Below are 15358 nucleotides of genomic sequence, written 5' to 3'. Positions count from 1 at the left end.
GGCTACCAAGATGAAAAAGAACACATTTAAAGCAGGCTTGCTTGCCGTTGTTGCCAGTACTGCATTATTAACTGCTGGCGTTAGCGCAGCTGATGAACACCACGGCTCACGTGATGGTAAGCAAGGTTATCACCAAATGAAAGGTAAGCATGGTGGTCACCATGATTTACGTAAAATGTTCCGCGGTTTAGATCTTACAGATCAGCAAAAAACTGAAATGAAAGCGCTATTTAGTGCACACCGTGATGAAATGAAGCAAAACCGTCCTTCTAAAGAAGAGCGTGCTGCGCAAAAAGCGCAAATGCTAGAGTTCATCACTACAACTAACTTCAGTGAAGATGCGGTAAGACAAGCATTGGCTGCTAAGCAAGAAGCACGTCAGCAAAAAGCAGTTGATATGTTGAAGCTGCAAAACCAAGCGTACCAATTGCTAACGCCTGAGCAGCAAGAAAAATTCCAAAAGCGTTTTGCTAAGCATCATAAAAGATAATTAGCTGCTTTTTATCCATCACCACAATAGCTTTTTTCTATTGTGGTGATTGATATTAACTTGAGGGAAATCACCCGATTTTTACTCTAGTTGTTATAAACTTAAGATCTGTGCTTCCCTTACTTTATCAGTAAACAGATTTTATGAATGACACTTCCCAATACGATTTCTGGGTTAAGCTGGCGAGCCGCGCTGCGGTTGCGACTGCCTTAACCCTTATTATCATCAAGCTTGGCGCTTGGATGTATTCTGGCTCAGCCAGTATGTTGGCATCGCTAACCGACTCGTTTGCTGATGCGTTAGCATCTATCGTTAATTTTATCGCTATCCGCTACGCCATTGTGCCTGCCGATCAAGATCATAGATATGGTCATGGTAAAGCTGAGCCATTAGCTGCATTAGCACAATCTGCCTTTATTCTCGGCTCGGCATTTTTGCTGTTTTTCCATGGTGGTGAGCGCTTAATTAACCCGGTTGAGGTTAAGCACGCAACCTTAGGTGTAGTGGTCTCTGTTATCGCAATTGCACTGACATTCGCGTTAGTTATGCTGCAAAAAAGAGCGTTAGCAGCCACCTCTAGTACTGTGGTCGAAGCCGACTCACTGCACTATAAGTCAGATCTATTTTTAAATGCTGCTGTGCTATTGGCTTTAGTGTTATCACAATATGGCTGGTGGTGGGCTGATGGCTTATTTGCGTTATTAATTGCGTTGTTTATCGGTCAGCAAGCTATTGGTTTGGCTTATCGTTCGGTGCAATCACTGCTTGATAGAGAGCTTGATGATGAAACTCGCGCTAAAATCACCGAGATTGCTGAGCAAGATCCGCAGGTGAAAGGCATCCATGACTTACGTACTCGTGAGTCAGGCAAGACCATGTTTATTCAGTTTCACCTAGAGTTAGACGGTGATTTGAGCTTGCATCAAGCCCACAAAATTGCGGTCGCAACCTCTGAACGAGTACGGGCAGAGTTTGTTGAATCAGAGGTGATTATTCACCAAGACCCAGTGTAATTGGGCCAATAAAAAAGGATATCCAGTGGATATCCTTTTTTGTTTTCAGCCCTAAACCACCTACTTCAGTAGGTGGATCTTTTACTTTAGATAGGGTTAATCCATCTCAAGCTCTTTGAGCTTACGGGTTAGGGTATTACGTCCCCAGCCTAAACGTTTCGCGGCTTCTTGTTTGTGGCCGTGAGTATGCTTAAGGGCGGTTTCTAATAAAATGCGCTCAAAAGCGGGCTGCACTTCAGTTAATAAATCACTGTCACCTTCACTTAGTCGCTGGTCGATAAATAGCTTAAGCGCGTCTTGCCAGTCGTTTCTATCGGTCGCTTTAGCGTTTACCTTAGGTTCTTGTAATAACTCTGGTGGCAGGTCGAGCGGTAAAATCTCTTGCCCCGACGCCATCACGGTTAACCAACGGCAGGTGTTTTCGAGTTGTCTGACATTACCAGGCCAAGGTAGCTGCGAGAGCTTAGTTGCAGTCTCTTTAGTGAGCACTTTAGGTTCAACGGCAATCTCTTTTGCAGCAATCATCAAAAAGTGACGTGCAAGCTGGGGAATATCTTCACGGCGCTGAGATAGCGGCGGTAAATGCACGCGAATAACGTTTAAACGATGGAACAGATCTTCACGAAAATCGCCTTGATGCACCAGTTGCTCTAGATCTTGGTGAGTCGCGGCAATAATACGTACATCAACTTGCACTGGCGAGTGACCGCCCACCCGGTAAAATTGACCATCAGCCAGTACTCGTAATAGGCGAGTTTGCACATCGAGTGGCATATCACCGATTTCATCTAAAAATAGCGTGCCGCCATTGGCTTGCTCAAAGCGACCTTGACGCACACTGCCTGCACCAGTAAAGGCGCCTTTTTCATGGCCAAAAAGCTCAGATTCAATCAGATCTTTAGGGATTGCTGCCATATTGATGGCAATAAAGGGCTTATCCTTACGTGGGCTGTGCTTGTGCAGTGCGCTAGCGACCAGCTCTTTACCGGTACCAGATTGGCCATTAATCAATACGCTAATTGATGAGCGCGAAAGGCGACCAATGGCGCGAAACACTTCTTGCATTGCTGGCGCTTCACCAATGATTTCGGGAGTGGCGATTAAAGGCTCGCTAACCGTTGCGCTCGATGATTGCTCTTTAGCATGAGTCAGTGCGCGATCGACCAGAGAGATAGCTTCGTCAATATCAAATGGTTTGGGCAAATATTCAAATGCACCGGCTTGGTAAGCACTAACGGCACTATCAAGATCTGAATGTGCAGTCATGATAATTACCGGAATGTGCGGATAATGATTTTGTAGGCGCTCAAGCAGGGTGAGTCCATCTGTGCCCGGCATACGGATGTCAGATACAATCACTTGCGGCTGCGCCATTTCTAACGCTTCCCAGAGTGACTCGGCAGCGGCAAAACTTGCGCTACTAAACTTGGCACTTTGCAGCGCTCTTTCTAATACCCAGCGAATCGAGCTATCGTCGTCGAGGATCCAAACTTGTTCAGTCATTGAGTGTATTCCTCTTATTAACTATTGATGGGTAAGGTGATGGTAAATTCGGTATGACCGACCGTTGAGTCGCAATCTATGCGGCCGCCATGTAATCGAGCAAAGTTATGCGCAATGGATAAGCCTAAGCCTGAGCCTTGTTCACGCCCAGTAACCATAGGGTAGAAAAGTGTGTCCATTAGCTCAGGTTGAATGCCGGGGCCGTCGTCAATCACCGACAACATCAACACTAATTTGTGGCGCTTAGTGCCTATAGTGATCTGGTGTTGAGTGCGGGTTTTTAAGCGAATATTGCCGCCTAGCGGCTCAAGCGCCTGTATGGCATTTTGCACGATATTTAAAATAGCTTGTTGTAGCTGATCAGGATCCATTTCAATATCGGGTATTGATGGGTCGTAGTCTTGGGTTAACAAGATATTGGCAGGCAAAGTGACATTTACCAGCTTTACGACCTTTTGGATCACTTCGTGAATATTGTACAAGCTATGTTGTGTCGGCTTTTGTGGCCCAAGTAAACGGTCAACTAGGCTGCGTAAGCGGTCGGCTTGCTCGATAATTAAGTCGGTAAATTCGTTTAGCTCAGGCTCTTTTAATTCCCGAGATAACAACTGCGCTGCGCCACGTAAACCACCTAACGGATTTTTGATCTCGTGAGCAAGGTTACGCACTAAATATTGCGCTGCTTGTTGCTGTGCATCTTGAGTTAATTGCTGATGAATACGGCGCTGTTGATCCACTTGGCGTAGTTCAATTAGGGCGAGGTTTTTCTCGTTCTCAAGCGGAGTTAGGGTGACATCAACCGTGTGTTGTTGGCCATCAATGGTGACTAATGGCACGGTATTGATACTTAGGCCTTGTCCGTCGCGAATAGCAACTTTGAGCACTTGTGGCTCAACCCCAAGCAGTTGGTAATACTCAGGTAGAGCTTGCTCGGTTAGACGACTACTGCCAACACCGAGTAGCTGCTCAGTGGCAGCATTGACATAGAGTAACTCAAGCTCTTCATTGATAACGAGCACAGCCGTTACAAGATGATTGAGCAATAAATTTGTATCCATCAGTTACTCCGAAATATGCGTTTGCACCAGTTTGGGCAGTTAAGTTGCTTGCACTGCTATGGTGCACCAAGTTGGTGCAAGCTGCAACTAGACATCATCGGAATGTAGACTAAATCAAGCTAATCCTAAGTTTATCTATTTATAGGGTTTTATTAGTTATTTCTTGGCTGTGGCCTAATAAACCTAGGTTGATTTACACTTGTCCGGTGAACAAATATCTTTCTTGATGGAGTGGATGCAAGTTTTTTGCCGTTCTTATCAAAGGCTTTAACCACAAAGTTATGTTCGCCGCGATCAATATTGGTGAGTTTGAATAAACCTATGGTTTGCTTGCTGCCCATTTGTTTGCCGTCCATAAATAGGCCGAGTTGATGGGTTGAAGCAAGTTGTGGGGTGATATTGGTGATAATAGTAACATCACCTTCATTATTACGAACTGACTCCTCTTCTGTCGGCGAGACGATGCTCATCTTATAGTCGATAGCTTTTTCTTCTGGCTCGCTAGGGGCGCTAGGTATCACTGTGACTTCGGGAAGCTTGATGTTGTTTTGAGTGTTCTCTTTAAACTCGACCACCTCAGCATTTTTAATCGGTTCGTCAGAGAAGTGCACCTTGCCGTTTTCATCAACCCACTTATACACGGTTGCATGAGCAAACGTTGCACTCAGTAATATGAGCAGTATTAAAGCTACACGCATTGTGACATCCTATGTTACAGAGTTGTAATCATCAGAGATTAGCGTTTTTTGTCGAAAAAATCATGGAGTTTATCCTGATAAGTTAGAGAAAAAGTAACAGACAAAAAAACTTGCTATCTTTAAGTGGTAAAATAGCTATCAATTAACTAGCTATAAGTATTATGAAATTAACAGTGAGAAAGAGGCGGGATATAAATCAATGACACAACATGGAAAATTTAAGGGATTTACCTTAATTGAACTCGTCGTGGTGATTATCGTGCTGGGTATTTTAGCTGTGGTGGCGTTACCTAAGTTCTTGGATTTTAGAACAGACGCCGACACCGCTGTGCTTAAAGGTATGAAAGCGAGTATTGCTTCGGCGCGGGATTTAGTGGCGGCGCAAATAGAGCTAAGGCCTGAAAACCTCAATAATGCGCAAAACCGATTTACCTTAGAGGATGGCCAAAGTATTAGGGTGCGAGCGCATTATCCTGATGGGCGCTGGAACAACACTTTCGCTTATTTAGTCGATATTGACTCAGTGACTTATATCACCTCTAATCAATGTACAGAGGCAAACTCTGATACAGTTTGGTGCGCCCGAAATACCAACTTACGCTGGTTTACCCGTCGAGGCTTAACTACTGCCACTGTTGGAAGAGGCTTTGTTATTTTTCCGCGCGGAAATAATCTTAATCGTGATCAATGCTATTTGTATTATTTCACCCCGAACGGCAATAATGTTACTCAAAAGGGCGTGCTACCCATTGTCGGTGTTGATTTGTCAGAGTGTGGTGAGTAACGATATTTAACGGATGGGGTTATTGGGGGATTTGATGCAAAAAACTATTCTGGGTAGTTGCTTGATATTACTCGCGGCTTGTCAGTCGACAGAGTCGAGTACTGAGGCTGACACCACCACTAAAGCTGAGTCGCAAGCAGTTGTTGAGTCACCAAGTTTTGACTGCAGCAAGGCTACAGGCCAAGTTGAAGCGTTAATTTGCAACGATGCAGAACTGGCTGCATTAGATAGAAAAATGACTCAGGTATATCAACAGGCCTTAGTGAATATTCCGGCGTCAGAGCAACCTAAAGCGATGCAACGAGGTTGGATAAAAGGCCGTAATGATTGCTGGAAATCTCACGATGTACGCCAATGTACGCTAGATAATTATCAAAGCCGGATTATTGAATTACAAATTACAGGTGGCCTAATTGAAGCATCAACGACAGCGGTTTTTGATTGTGGCCAACATCCGTCAATCACAGCAGCTTTTTACACTCAGTTAGATCCGGTGACAGGCGTATTTACTTTTGCTGATCAACAATTGCTTGCGAGTAATGTTCGCAGCGGCAGCGGCGCAAAATATCAAGGGCGTAACTTTGAGTTTTGGGAGCACCAAGGTGAGGCGAATGTGCAGTACTTAGGTGACAGCTATCAATGTAAGTTACATCGGTAAATACTCTGTCGCGGCAAAGTGGGATTATATAAAAAAAAGCAGCTTGTTAGCTGCTTTTTTATTGTATCGATATCGAGCTTTAGCTCTTGTCGTACTCTTGCTCCAATTGTGTCGCCTTGGCGATATTGTCATGTTGACTCAGCTGCTGTGCATACGCGGCAATATGTGGGTACTTTTGCACTTCACCGCTTTGACTGAGTAACTCAACGATAAACGACATCATAATATCTGCGCCTGTGAGTTTATCGGCAACTAGATAACGCTTGCCTGCAAGTGATTGATTAACGTAACTAAGGATTTTTTCTGTTTCAACAGCGGCATAACCTTCTAAAAAGTTGGTTTGGCAGCCATCTTTAGCGACAAACATTCTTAGTAATAATGGCAAGATTGCTGAGCTTTCAGCAAAGTGCAGCCACTGCAGATACTCAACATATTCAGGGCTGCCTTTTTCTGGCGCTAAAATGCCTGCAGCATGAGTATCAATTAAGTATTCAGTAATTGCGCCTGATTCGGCGATGACTTGCTGGTTATACTCAATTACCGGCGACTTACCCAGCGGATGAATCGCTTTGAGCTCAGGTGGCGCCAAAAAGGTTTGGCTGTCACGTTGATACGCCTTGATTTGGTACTCTAGCCCTAATTCCTCTAAAAGCCAGATAATACGTTTAGAACGTGATTTATTAAGATGGTGCAGTGTGATCATTACTTATTCCTTGCTGATTCTAAGATAGCCAGAGCGCATGACACGCCCTGTTTTCAGGGAGCGTGTTTACTTAAGCTGCTTGATGATTTCGTTAGCTACGGCTTCTGACGATGCTGGGTTTTGACCTGTAATAAGGTTGCCATCTACCGCAAGGTAGCTACTCCAATCATCGCCTTTGCTGTAATCAGCGCCATGTTGCTGCAGTATATCTTCAACTAGAAATGGCACGATATCGGTAAGCTGTACCGCGGCTTCTTCGCTATTGGTAAAGCCGGTGACTTTTTTGCCTGCGACTAAAGGGCTGCCATCTGCAGCTTTGACATTTTTAAGGGCGCCGGGAGCGTGGCACACTAATCCAACCGGCTTATTTGCTTGGTGGAAAGCCTCTATCAATGCAATGGAGTTGGCATCGTTAGTGAGATCCCATAACGGACCATGGCCACCTGGATAAAAGATAGCGTCGTAATCAGCTGGGTTAATATCGGCAAGCACCAAAGTTGTAGCGAGTTGTTGTTTAGCTTGTGGGTCTTGATTAAAGCGTTCTGTTGCAGCGGTTTGAAAATCTGGCTGCTCACTGTTTGGATCAAGTGGTGGTTGTCCGCCTGTTGGTGAGGCTAAGGTCAGGTTAAAACCTTGGTCTTTGAAACAGTAAAAAGGACTGGCAAACTCTTCTAACCAAAACCCGGTTTTCAGGCCGGTGTCGCCAAGTTTGTCGTGTGAAGTCAGTATCATTAATACGTTCATGTGGTCGTCCTTTTTTATCTGTTGGTGTGCCAACTAACAGTTATTTAGAACTGTTAGTCAGCTGAGGTCTCATACTAGGTTTTATCGGTAGGTCTATTTTTTAGTAGCTCTATAACTCTAAAGGTTACGTTCTAAGATCTTACGGCTCATCGCTAGATCCACATCTTGCTTTTCACCTAATGCAGTCATGCCGTGAGCTTCAAGCTGGGCGACAATAGTGTCTATGCTGCTGTTGTCTAAGCCGTAATCTGACAGGCGAGTCTGTATACCCATTTGTTCGAAGAATTGGCGAGTTTTCTCAATCACTTGGTCGATGATTTCATCGTCAGAACCTTGGGTAATACCCCATACTCGGCTGGCGTATTGCAGTAATTTTTCTTGCTTACCTTGGCGGCGAACATCTAATAATCCAGGCAATATCATAGCTAAGGTGCGTGCGTGGTCGACATCGTAAAGCGCGGTGATTTCATGGCCAATCATATGCGTTGCCCAGTCGTGAGGCACACCTTTACCGATAAGACCGTTTAATGCCATTGTTGCTACCCACATTAGGTTAGCGCGTACATCATAGTCTTGTGGCTCGCTCAGTGCTTTAGGGCCGAGCTCGACTAAAGTTTGCAATAAACCTTCGGCAAAGCGGTCTTGTACCGGAGCATTGACTGGGAAAGTAAGGTATTGCTCAGTGATATGCACAAAAGCATCAACCACACCGTTTGCCACTTGGCGCTCAGGCAGAGTAAAGGTTTTGCTTGGGTCTAATACTGAAAAACGCGGGAATACGTGGTCACTCATAAAGGCTAGTTTTGCTTTAAGCTCTTTGCGAGTAATAACGCTACCACTGTTCATCTCTGAACCTGTAGCTGGAAGCGTCAATACGCTACCAAATGGCATGGCTTGAGTAACATTGGCTCCCCAGTTTAATAGGATGTCCCAAGGCTCGCCTTCAAATAGTGCTGCAGCTGCAACAAACTTAGTGCCGTCGATAACTGAGCCGCCACCCACTGCAAGTAAGAAGTCGATGTTTTGCTGTTTAATCACATCAACGGCTTGCATTAAGGTTTCGTAAGTTGGGTTAGCTTCAATACCACCAAACTCAACAACTTCACGCTGTTTTAGCGCAGTTTTAACTTCGTCGAGTGTGCCAGTACTTTTGGCGCTGTTACCACCAAATAGCACTAACACTTTAGCGTCTTGTGGTACTAGTTTATCTAGTTCAGCAATTTTACCTTCGCCAAAGCTAATGTGGGTTGGGTTGTAGAAGTCAAAGCTCTGCATAATCTTTCCTATCTAAATATGTTGAATCAAACTCTAGCCTAAAATTGAGTAGACCAGTCGTCTAGTAAATAGTTAAAAAATACCCGCCTAAACGGTAGTGGCTTAGACGGGGGAGATAAACCTATATTTTTGCGCTTATTTCATTGCTGAAATAGGTTGCGCTAATAACGCTTTGGTCATTAGTAATGCGCGTTCGATAACTTGTGGATCGCGAGCTAATTTGTTTCTTAAACTGGCACCTAGCCACAGTTGATAAAGGGCCTCTGCTGTATGTTCAGCGTGCATTGCTGGAATTGAACCATCGGCAATACCCGCTTCGATTGCGCCTGTAAGGCGTGCTATTACTGCTGTTGAGCCAGTGTTTAGGGCTTTACGCATGGCTTCAGACAAGTCGGCCACCTCTGCGCTTAGTTTTACCACTAAACACTTTTGGTCGTCGCTCTTACCATCTTGGGTGCTTTGCCAGTGCAGCCAATAGCTCATTAGTCTATCTAGGCCGCTGCCTTTACCTGTAGCAAACAAGTCATCAATACTGCTCAGATAGCTGTCAAAGAAGCTGTTAATGATCTCTTCGCCAAATTGCTCTTTCGATTTGAAATAGTGGTAAAAAGAACCTTTGGGTACGTCAGCAAACTTTAGAATTTGCGCTAGGCCAACATGGGTAAACCCTTTCCTCGAGATCAGGCGATAACCTGAGTCGATGATATGTTGGCGAGTTTGTTGAGGTGCTGTTTTCATGTTTCTAGCCTAACACAATTAGACCGGTCGTCTAGTTTGTGTGGTTACATCCTTAGTTCTAAATGGAATAAGCGGCTATATTTAAGCTTATCTCTATGTTTTATAAAGGCTGTAGTGGCAGAATGTTGCGTGAAAAGTTCTGTTTAAGTACAACTGTCGACTCAATACCAGCGATGCAATTTAAGCTGCCGAGTGACTTTTTTACAAAGCTTTCGTAGCTGAGTAGGTCACTTGCAACGATTTTAAGTAGGTAGTCGTGAGCGCCGGTTACAACTGAACACTCCATGACTTGCTCTAAGTTTTCCATGCTTTCTTCAAATAAAATAGCATGCTGATCTGAGTTTTCTTTTAGCCTTACAAAGGCATATACCACCACATTTAAACCCACTTCTTTTGGGTCGATTTGCGCTGCGTAACCACTGATCACCCCTGATTGCTCAAGTTTTCTCACTCGGCGTAGGCAAGGGGTGTCTGACATATTGAGTTTTGTAGCTAATTCACTAATCGCGATTCGGCCTTGGCGCTGGAGAATAGCCAGTATGTTGCGATCTTTATTGTCCATCGATGAAGCCTTTTTTCTGGGTTGGTGATAATCAATATTAATAATTCTTTTTATAGTGGATTTCGATCTTAAATGAAAGTTTTTAGGGCTAGATTGCCGATTTAAACCGAGAAGATACTGTTAGGCTAATTTGAGTGATTGTTGTACTTGAATAATAAGGACCAGAAAATGACGCGCAACACCCAAGCATTCGATCATTGGATCCGCACCCGCTTTGTTGAACTCAATAGCCAATTAGAAGTTTTGTACGCCGAGCAAGAAGATAGAGCCAATGTTGAAGGCATAGGTGAAGACTTAAAGCTGCAGCTTGAAGCTGAAGGTCGAGAGCTGATTGCCAGCTTATTGGTTGAGGGTAATACCGATGAAGGTTTTGATCATGCTTTTGATTTGCTCGGTAATGTGGGCTTGTATATGGCGGCTTGTCGTCGACATGAAATTACCGAGCCCTCTCGAGAGACGACTTCGCCATTAGTTGAAGCATCGACATTAGCCATGCATATTGGTGCATCTATTGGCGTGACGCCAAGGTTTGCCACGGCGCATCTGACGACTCATAACCGTGCTAAGCAAGGCGTATATAAGCGTTTTACCAATTTGGATGCTGAAAAGCTATTTGTTGATTACAACACTAAGGGAATTTTGGCGTATAAGCGTGCTGCAGACGCATTACTCAAGATCCAACCATTGGGTATTGACCATCCTATTGCCTACGACTTGTTGTTGGTTGCCAAGCGGGCTTTGCGTGATGTGATTGATTCAAACAAGGTGTTGTTTCAAGAGCTCGATGCTGATGACTTTTTCTATTGTGTGCGCCCATATTACAAGCCTTATCGAGTGGGAAGTCAGGTGTATCGTGGCGCCAATGCCGGCGACTTTGCAGGGATTAACGTGATTGATATGTTGCTAGGCTTATGCGCGGCGAATGAGCCTGGTTATTCGCAAATGCTGGTGGATAAGTTTCTGTATATGATGCCTGAAGATCAAAGCATATTGCGAGACTGTATGCGCCGCACTAGCTTTATGGATGATCTGCTGAATATGACTCATCTTAATCATCAAGCTTGGTATCAGCAAAATGTAAAACTGTTTCTTGAAGTGTGCAAACTCCACGGTGAGACCGCGATTCAGCATCATAATCAACTGGTGACTAAGTATATCGCGCAGCCTTCAATCAAGCTGGAGCAGCAACACCTTGCTAAAGTCACCGCCAGTGGCCCACCTTTGCCGGTATTACTCAATTCGCTGGAGCAATTAAGGGATAGGCGAGCGGCGAGAAAGCGCGATGATATCACTACGCGTTTTGCTGATGTAGTTACCTTAAAAGCTAGTCTGGAGGTTTTGTAATATGAACGCTTTTAAACAGGACTTTGTGTTAACCACAGATAGCTATTTGCTTAATCATTCGGTTGGGCGACCTTTAAAAACTGCTCGACAACACTTTGAGACGCTGTTTTTCTCTCCTTGGCAGAATTCAAACAGTGAGCCCTGGCAAGAGTGGTTGCAGGTTATAGAGTCTTTTAATACCAGCTTAGGGCGTTTGTTTAACGCTAAGGCGAGTGAGTTTTGTCCGCAGGTTAACCTTTCTAGCGGGCTAACTAAGCTGGTTATGTCGCTTGAGCGCTTAGAGCGCCCCAATGCTGTAGTGCTGATGTGTGAAATAGATTTCCCTAGTATGGGTTTTGCATTACAAAAAGCGCTGCCAGATAGCTGTGAGCTGCGCTTTATTGCTAAAGACTTAGATATAACTGACGCAGCGGTTTGGCAGTCTTATTTGACTGCTGATATCGACTTGGTTTTTGTTAGTCATGTGTATTCAAATACCGGGCAGCAAGCGCCGCTACAAGCGATTGTCAGTGCTGCTAAATCACAAGGGACATTGACGTTAATTGATGTGGCGCAATCGGCAGGTATCGTTCCGTTAGATTTAACTCAGTTGCAAGCAGACTTTTTAATAGGCTCGAGTGTGAAATGGTTATGTGGCGGCCCCGGAGCGGCCTATTTGTGGATTAACTCAAAGCATATCGAGACCTGCCAACCTAAGGATGTCGGTTGGTTTAGCCATGAAAATCCATTTGAATTTGATATTCACGACTTTCGCTATCATGCCAGTGCCTTAAAGTTTTGGGGCGGTACGCCATCGATTGCACCGTATGTGATTGCTGCGCACAGCATTGAATACTTTGCCAACATTGGTAGTCATCATCTACGTGAGCACAATCAGAGTTTGTTGAATTTACTGCATGATAGTTTGGGCGATGCTGTGGTATCACCTAAGCTTGAAAATAAGCGCAGCGCTACAGCAATATTGGATTTCGGGAGCAAACAGCAACAGGTTTTAACAGCGTTAAAGCGGGCTAAAATAAGTGTAGATGTGCGCAGTCAAGGGATCCGCGTGTCGCCACACATCTACAACGATATTAGTGACATTAACAGACTGATTAAGGTTGTGGAGAGTTGTTAAGGTCCATGGCTACGGGATCGGTTCCGTAGCCAAATCATCTAGTTTACAAACAGTACCGTTAACTGTTTTGTATAGGCTAAATTAAGGCTGAACCGCTCTTAGATGAGTTTTGCGGTAGTCATATTTTTGATTAATATGGTTTAACTCACCGATTGAAAGCTTAGTTAATAAAGTATCGCCTTTCTCATCAGTTACAAACTTCTGTGCAGTACGGTTAACAAAGTCAACTACGTAGACACTGCTGTTTTCAATTTCAGTTGCGGTTTGCTGCGCAGCTTGGCTAGAACAGTCATTACATTTAGCAATCGGACCCATTGCCGCAACACTCGCGGTCGAAAGTAATAATCCGGCGGTCAACAAGGCTGCTTGGCTAAGTGATTTTGTCATAGTGGTATCCTTTTTATAAAATAGTGATCTTTGTCACACTTTTAATCTAGTTTATATTTTAGGCAGAGTCCAGAACTTTTTGTTATTAAGTTGTTGTTTAATAGTATTTTATTTAGTTTGTGCTAATTTAGTCGCGTACTCAGGAAGGCATATATCATTTGCTAGAGAGCTCATTGGGTTAGCTTGCTTAACCTAGCTCTTTGGTCGATAGTAATGGTAGAACGCAGTTGTTCATTTAAAGGATTTTAATGAAGATATTCATGCTGTTAATTAGCCTGTTTTCCTTTAGCGTTTCAGCTATGGACTGGCAAATTCAATCGTTGGCTGCTAATGCTTCATTTAGGGGCAGCGCGGTATCTGATGGCGTTGTTTGGGTTACTGGTAGTAAAAATCAGGTTTATATTTCTAAAGATGCCGGTAAATCTTGGCAAGATGTGTCAGTTAAGTCTGAGTTGCTAATGGATTTTCGCGACATTGAAGTATTTGATGCCAATACTGCGATAGTGATGGGCGCGGGAGCCGGCGGTTTATCAAAGCTCTACATCACCAAGAATCAGGGCCTTAGCTGGGAGCTATTATTCGATAACCCTGATGAACTTGGCTTTTTCAATTCGATTGCTTTTTGGGACCGAAATAACGGTTTGCTATTGGGCGATCCGGTTGGCGGCAGCTACGTAATATTACGTACCACTGATGGCGGTAAAACTTGGCGGCGTATTGCGCAACGTGAGTTGCCTGAAGTGCTCGATAAAGAGGTGGCTTTTGCTGCTAGCGGGAATACGTTAATTGTCGATAAGCGCAGTAGAGCTTGGTTTACCTCTGGCGGCTTTAGTAGCTCCGTTTACAGTAGCGCTGACTCAGGAGAGCACTGGCGTCGCAGACCTGTGGCACTTTATGACGATACCCAAACGGCGGGTGGTTATGGCTTAGCTTTTAATACCTTAGGCGATCTGTTTGTACTTGGTGGCGATTATCAACAGCGGGATAAACATGATGCCAATATGGTGTATCTAAAAGGTTATGTATGGCATAAACCGCCAGGAACCACCCCTGGACTGCGCACCGCAATGGCCTGTTACCAGGAAACCTGTATTGCGACAGGTAAGCTATCGACGGATATTTCCCATGATCATGGTTATAGCTGGCAGCCGCTGCTGATAAACGGTGAGTCACAAGGCTTCTTCACCTTAGCCATTGATGGTAATACTTTAGTGGCCGCAGGACATAACGGCCGAGTCGCTGTACATCAGTTTTAGTTTATTGCTAGCTGTTATTTTATGACTAGATACATAATTAATGCACCAATACAGCCACCAATTAAAGTGGTAACAGTGAGCAATATTCGTTGTTGGTATAAAGACACCTGTTGCATCTGTTCATGAGTTGGCTTGGGGAGCACAAGTAATTGCTTTTGTTCCACTTCAAAAACTGCACATAAACCCAATAGTGTGTCATTCGATGCACTACCTTCTTTTTCGACTCGCTGTACAGTCCGGAGGCTAATGGCGCATGCATCTGCTAAGTGTTGTTGCGTCCAGCCTTTTTCTTGCCGTAATGTCCTGATTGCGACTGGGTTAATCTCCATGTCTGACTCCGCTAGCTTCCTTGAAAAGTGGCAACATGTGTGTGCTTATCCGATAAAGTGGTGCATAAATAAGGCAAAAAAACCGCCAAAAATCAATCCAGCGATAAAGCACATAAATATTTGCTTACGAGCGGATTTATTATCTTTGTCGAGAAAGGCTTTGGTTTCGGTGGCTAGGTGTTCACCGTTGCGATACAGGCTACATTCAATCGTGCCTTTGAGTAGATTAGTGACTTTAAACCTGACTTCATAGTCGTTACCTAAATGACAAAATTCATGTGAACTACGCATACCGAAACTGCGCTTTTCAGTGATAACTTCATCGTTGACGTAAATGGTTTCTTTACCTGAATATCCCGATCCATGAGCTGTGATGCGCACATCTTGATCGTTGAAGTAATACCAGTATCCATTGCTGATTGTTACTTGTTGCATTTGGCTATCCATTTTGTGGCGATTGATTGAGTGTTCCATACTTGCTCCTTGCTATGTTGACAGTAGAAGTTGACGAGAGCAAGTTCAGCATGAATAGATGGTTTTCTCTGCGTCATGGATATGACAGGCATTAAAAAGTCATATGACAGCAAGGCTGTCATATTTTTATCTAATTGTTATTTATGCATTTAATTTTCAGCCCTAAACCACCTACTTCAGTAGGTGGTTATCATCAATTAGGCTTTGCCTGAAGTACGTTTAATG

At 44.1% G+C, this 15358-nt stretch carries 18 protein-coding genes; 7 read left to right on the top strand and 11 right to left on the bottom strand.

The features are described 5' to 3' along the window. Positions 1-10 precede the first annotated feature (10 nt). Positions 11-490: a Spy/CpxP family protein refolding chaperone gene (locus tag MSG37_RS18615; RefSeq protein ID WP_248472165.1), complete on the top strand. Its 480-nt coding sequence runs from the start codon at positions 11-13 to the stop codon at positions 488-490. A 143-nt stretch (positions 491-633) separates the two neighbouring features. Further along, entirely contained in the window at positions 634-1503 is an 870-nt protein-coding gene (locus MSG37_RS18610; protein WP_248472164.1) for a cation diffusion facilitator family transporter, read from the top strand. 96 nt (positions 1504-1599) lie between these two features. Here MSG37_RS18610 and glnG read toward each other — a convergent pair whose 3' ends face one another. The 3 genes from glnG to MSG37_RS18595 form a co-directional block, all read right to left on the bottom strand. After that, positions 1600-3006 (bottom strand): nitrogen regulation protein NR(I), encoded by a 1407-nt coding sequence (glnG, locus tag MSG37_RS18605; RefSeq protein ID WP_248472163.1) that lies wholly within the window; start codon positions 3004-3006, stop codon positions 1600-1602. Between the two features lie 17 nt (positions 3007-3023). Beyond that, a complete protein-coding gene (gene glnL / locus MSG37_RS18600) occupies positions 3024-4064 on the bottom strand; it encodes a nitrogen regulation protein NR(II) (protein ID WP_248472162.1) in 1041 nt (346 codons plus the stop codon). Positions 4065-4216: 152 nt separating this feature from the next. Next, positions 4217-4762, bottom strand: coding sequence for a DUF4124 domain-containing protein (locus MSG37_RS18595; RefSeq protein ID WP_248472161.1), 546 nt, complete (start codon positions 4760-4762; stop codon positions 4217-4219). 199 nt (positions 4763-4961) lie between these two features. Between MSG37_RS18595 and MSG37_RS21360 the strand changes: the two genes are divergently transcribed. Together MSG37_RS21360 and MSG37_RS18585 are read left to right on the top strand one after the other, a co-directional pair. Then, positions 4962-5546, top strand: coding sequence for a type II secretion system protein (locus MSG37_RS21360; RefSeq protein ID WP_282446724.1), 585 nt, complete (start codon positions 4962-4964; stop codon positions 5544-5546). Between the two features lie 34 nt (positions 5547-5580). Beyond that, positions 5581-6204 carry an MliC family protein gene (locus MSG37_RS18585; RefSeq protein ID WP_248472160.1) on the top strand — a complete coding sequence of 208 codons (624 nt, stop codon included), beginning with the start codon at positions 5581-5583 and terminating at the stop codon, positions 6202-6204. Between the two features lie 79 nt (positions 6205-6283). Here the strand turns inward: MSG37_RS18585 and MSG37_RS18580 are convergent, their stop codons facing one another. From MSG37_RS18580 to MSG37_RS18560, 5 genes are all read right to left on the bottom strand, one after another. After that, a complete protein-coding gene (locus MSG37_RS18580) occupies positions 6284-6907 on the bottom strand; it encodes a glutathione S-transferase (protein ID WP_248472159.1) in 624 nt (207 codons plus the stop codon). A gap of 66 nt (positions 6908-6973) precedes the next feature. Beyond that, on the bottom strand, positions 6974-7651 hold the full coding sequence (locus tag MSG37_RS18575; RefSeq protein WP_248472158.1) for a type 1 glutamine amidotransferase domain-containing protein: 678 nt from the start codon (positions 7649-7651) through the stop codon (positions 6974-6976). Between the two features lie 117 nt (positions 7652-7768). Further along, the gene (locus MSG37_RS18570; protein WP_248472157.1) at positions 7769-8926 is read right to left on the bottom strand and encodes an iron-containing alcohol dehydrogenase; all 1158 of its coding nucleotides are present in this window, start codon (positions 8924-8926) and stop codon (positions 7769-7771) included. Positions 8927-9061: 135 nt separating this feature from the next. Next, the gene (locus MSG37_RS18565) at positions 9062-9664 is read right to left on the bottom strand and encodes a TetR/AcrR family transcriptional regulator (RefSeq protein WP_248472156.1); all 603 of its coding nucleotides are present in this window, start codon (positions 9662-9664) and stop codon (positions 9062-9064) included. 100 nt (positions 9665-9764) lie between these two features. After that, complete coding sequence (locus MSG37_RS18560; RefSeq protein WP_248472155.1) at positions 9765-10226, bottom strand: Lrp/AsnC family transcriptional regulator; 462 nt, start codon at positions 10224-10226, stop codon at positions 9765-9767. A 168-nt stretch (positions 10227-10394) separates the two neighbouring features. On the opposite strand from MSG37_RS18560, the gene MSG37_RS18555 reads away from it, so the two are divergent. Both MSG37_RS18555 and MSG37_RS18550 read left to right on the top strand, forming a co-directional pair. Then, on the top strand, positions 10395-11570 hold the full coding sequence (locus MSG37_RS18555; RefSeq protein WP_248472154.1) for a monodechloroaminopyrrolnitrin synthase PrnB family protein: 1176 nt from the start codon (positions 10395-10397) through the stop codon (positions 11568-11570). Between the two features lies 1 nt (position 11571). Then, positions 11572-12687 (top strand): aminotransferase class V-fold PLP-dependent enzyme, encoded by a 1116-nt coding sequence (locus tag MSG37_RS18550; RefSeq protein ID WP_248472153.1) that lies wholly within the window; start codon positions 11572-11574, stop codon positions 12685-12687. 81 nt (positions 12688-12768) lie between these two features. Here the strand turns inward: MSG37_RS18550 and MSG37_RS18545 are convergent, their stop codons facing one another. Further along, entirely contained in the window at positions 12769-13074 is a 306-nt protein-coding gene (locus tag MSG37_RS18545; protein WP_248472152.1) for a hypothetical protein, read from the bottom strand. 248 nt (positions 13075-13322) lie between these two features. Here MSG37_RS18545 and MSG37_RS18540 point away from each other — a divergent pair, with 248 nt between their 5' ends. Next, positions 13323-14330 carry an oxidoreductase gene (locus tag MSG37_RS18540; protein ID WP_248472151.1) on the top strand — a complete coding sequence of 336 codons (1008 nt, stop codon included), beginning with the start codon at positions 13323-13325 and terminating at the stop codon, positions 14328-14330. A gap of 14 nt (positions 14331-14344) precedes the next feature. Here MSG37_RS18540 and MSG37_RS18535 read toward each other — a convergent pair whose 3' ends face one another. Next, on the bottom strand, positions 14345-14659 hold the full coding sequence (locus tag MSG37_RS18535; RefSeq protein ID WP_248472150.1) for a helix-turn-helix transcriptional regulator: 315 nt from the start codon (positions 14657-14659) through the stop codon (positions 14345-14347). Positions 14660-14704: 45 nt separating this feature from the next. Beyond that, positions 14705-15133: a hypothetical protein gene (locus MSG37_RS18530; protein WP_248472149.1), complete on the bottom strand. Its 429-nt coding sequence runs from the start codon at positions 15131-15133 to the stop codon at positions 14705-14707. Positions 15134-15358: the final 225 nt, after the last annotated feature.

Source organism: Shewanella sp. 1CM18E (assembly GCF_023161665.1).
Taxonomy (GTDB): domain Bacteria; phylum Pseudomonadota; class Gammaproteobacteria; order Enterobacterales; family Shewanellaceae; genus Shewanella.
The sequence above is the reverse complement of the archived record's forward strand: the minus strand, read 5'-3'. Positions and strand labels throughout refer to the sequence as shown.

Bases quoted from the DNA above. Each gene is read 5' to 3' on its own strand.
- MSG37_RS18615 (WP_248472165.1), top strand. From the start codon at position 11: ATGAAAAAGAACACATTTAAAGCAGGCTTGCTTGCCGTTGTTGCCAGT.
- MSG37_RS18610 (WP_248472164.1), top strand. From the start codon at position 634: ATGAATGACACTTCCCAATACGATTTCTGGGTTAAGCTGGCGAGCCGC.
- glnG (WP_248472163.1), bottom strand. From the start codon at position 3,006: ATGACTGAACAAGTTTGGATCCTCGACGACGATAGCTCGATTCGCTGG.
- glnL (WP_248472162.1), bottom strand. From the start codon at position 4,064: ATGGATACAAATTTATTGCTCAATCATCTTGTAACGGCTGTGCTCGTT.
- MSG37_RS18595 (WP_248472161.1), bottom strand. From the start codon at position 4,762: ATGCGTGTAGCTTTAATACTGCTCATATTACTGAGTGCAACGTTTGCT.
- MSG37_RS21360 (WP_282446724.1), top strand. From the start codon at position 4,962: ATGACACAACATGGAAAATTTAAGGGATTTACCTTAATTGAACTCGTC.
- MSG37_RS18585 (WP_248472160.1), top strand. From the start codon at position 5,581: ATGCAAAAAACTATTCTGGGTAGTTGCTTGATATTACTCGCGGCTTGT.
- MSG37_RS18580 (WP_248472159.1), bottom strand. From the start codon at position 6,907: ATGATCACACTGCACCATCTTAATAAATCACGTTCTAAACGTATTATC.
- MSG37_RS18575 (WP_248472158.1), bottom strand. From the start codon at position 7,651: ATGAACGTATTAATGATACTGACTTCACACGACAAACTTGGCGACACC.
- MSG37_RS18570 (WP_248472157.1), bottom strand. From the start codon at position 8,926: ATGCAGAGCTTTGACTTCTACAACCCAACCCACATTAGCTTTGGCGAA.
- MSG37_RS18565 (WP_248472156.1), bottom strand. From the start codon at position 9,664: ATGAAAACAGCACCTCAACAAACTCGCCAACATATCATCGACTCAGGT.
- MSG37_RS18560 (WP_248472155.1), bottom strand. From the start codon at position 10,226: ATGGACAATAAAGATCGCAACATACTGGCTATTCTCCAGCGCCAAGGC.
- MSG37_RS18555 (WP_248472154.1), top strand. From the start codon at position 10,395: ATGACGCGCAACACCCAAGCATTCGATCATTGGATCCGCACCCGCTTT.
- MSG37_RS18550 (WP_248472153.1), top strand. From the start codon at position 11,572: ATGAACGCTTTTAAACAGGACTTTGTGTTAACCACAGATAGCTATTTG.
- MSG37_RS18545 (WP_248472152.1), bottom strand. From the start codon at position 13,074: ATGACAAAATCACTTAGCCAAGCAGCCTTGTTGACCGCCGGATTATTA.
- MSG37_RS18540 (WP_248472151.1), top strand. From the start codon at position 13,323: ATGAAGATATTCATGCTGTTAATTAGCCTGTTTTCCTTTAGCGTTTCA.
- MSG37_RS18535 (WP_248472150.1), bottom strand. From the start codon at position 14,659: ATGGAGATTAACCCAGTCGCAATCAGGACATTACGGCAAGAAAAAGGC.
- MSG37_RS18530 (WP_248472149.1), bottom strand. From the start codon at position 15,133: ATGGAACACTCAATCAATCGCCACAAAATGGATAGCCAAATGCAACAA.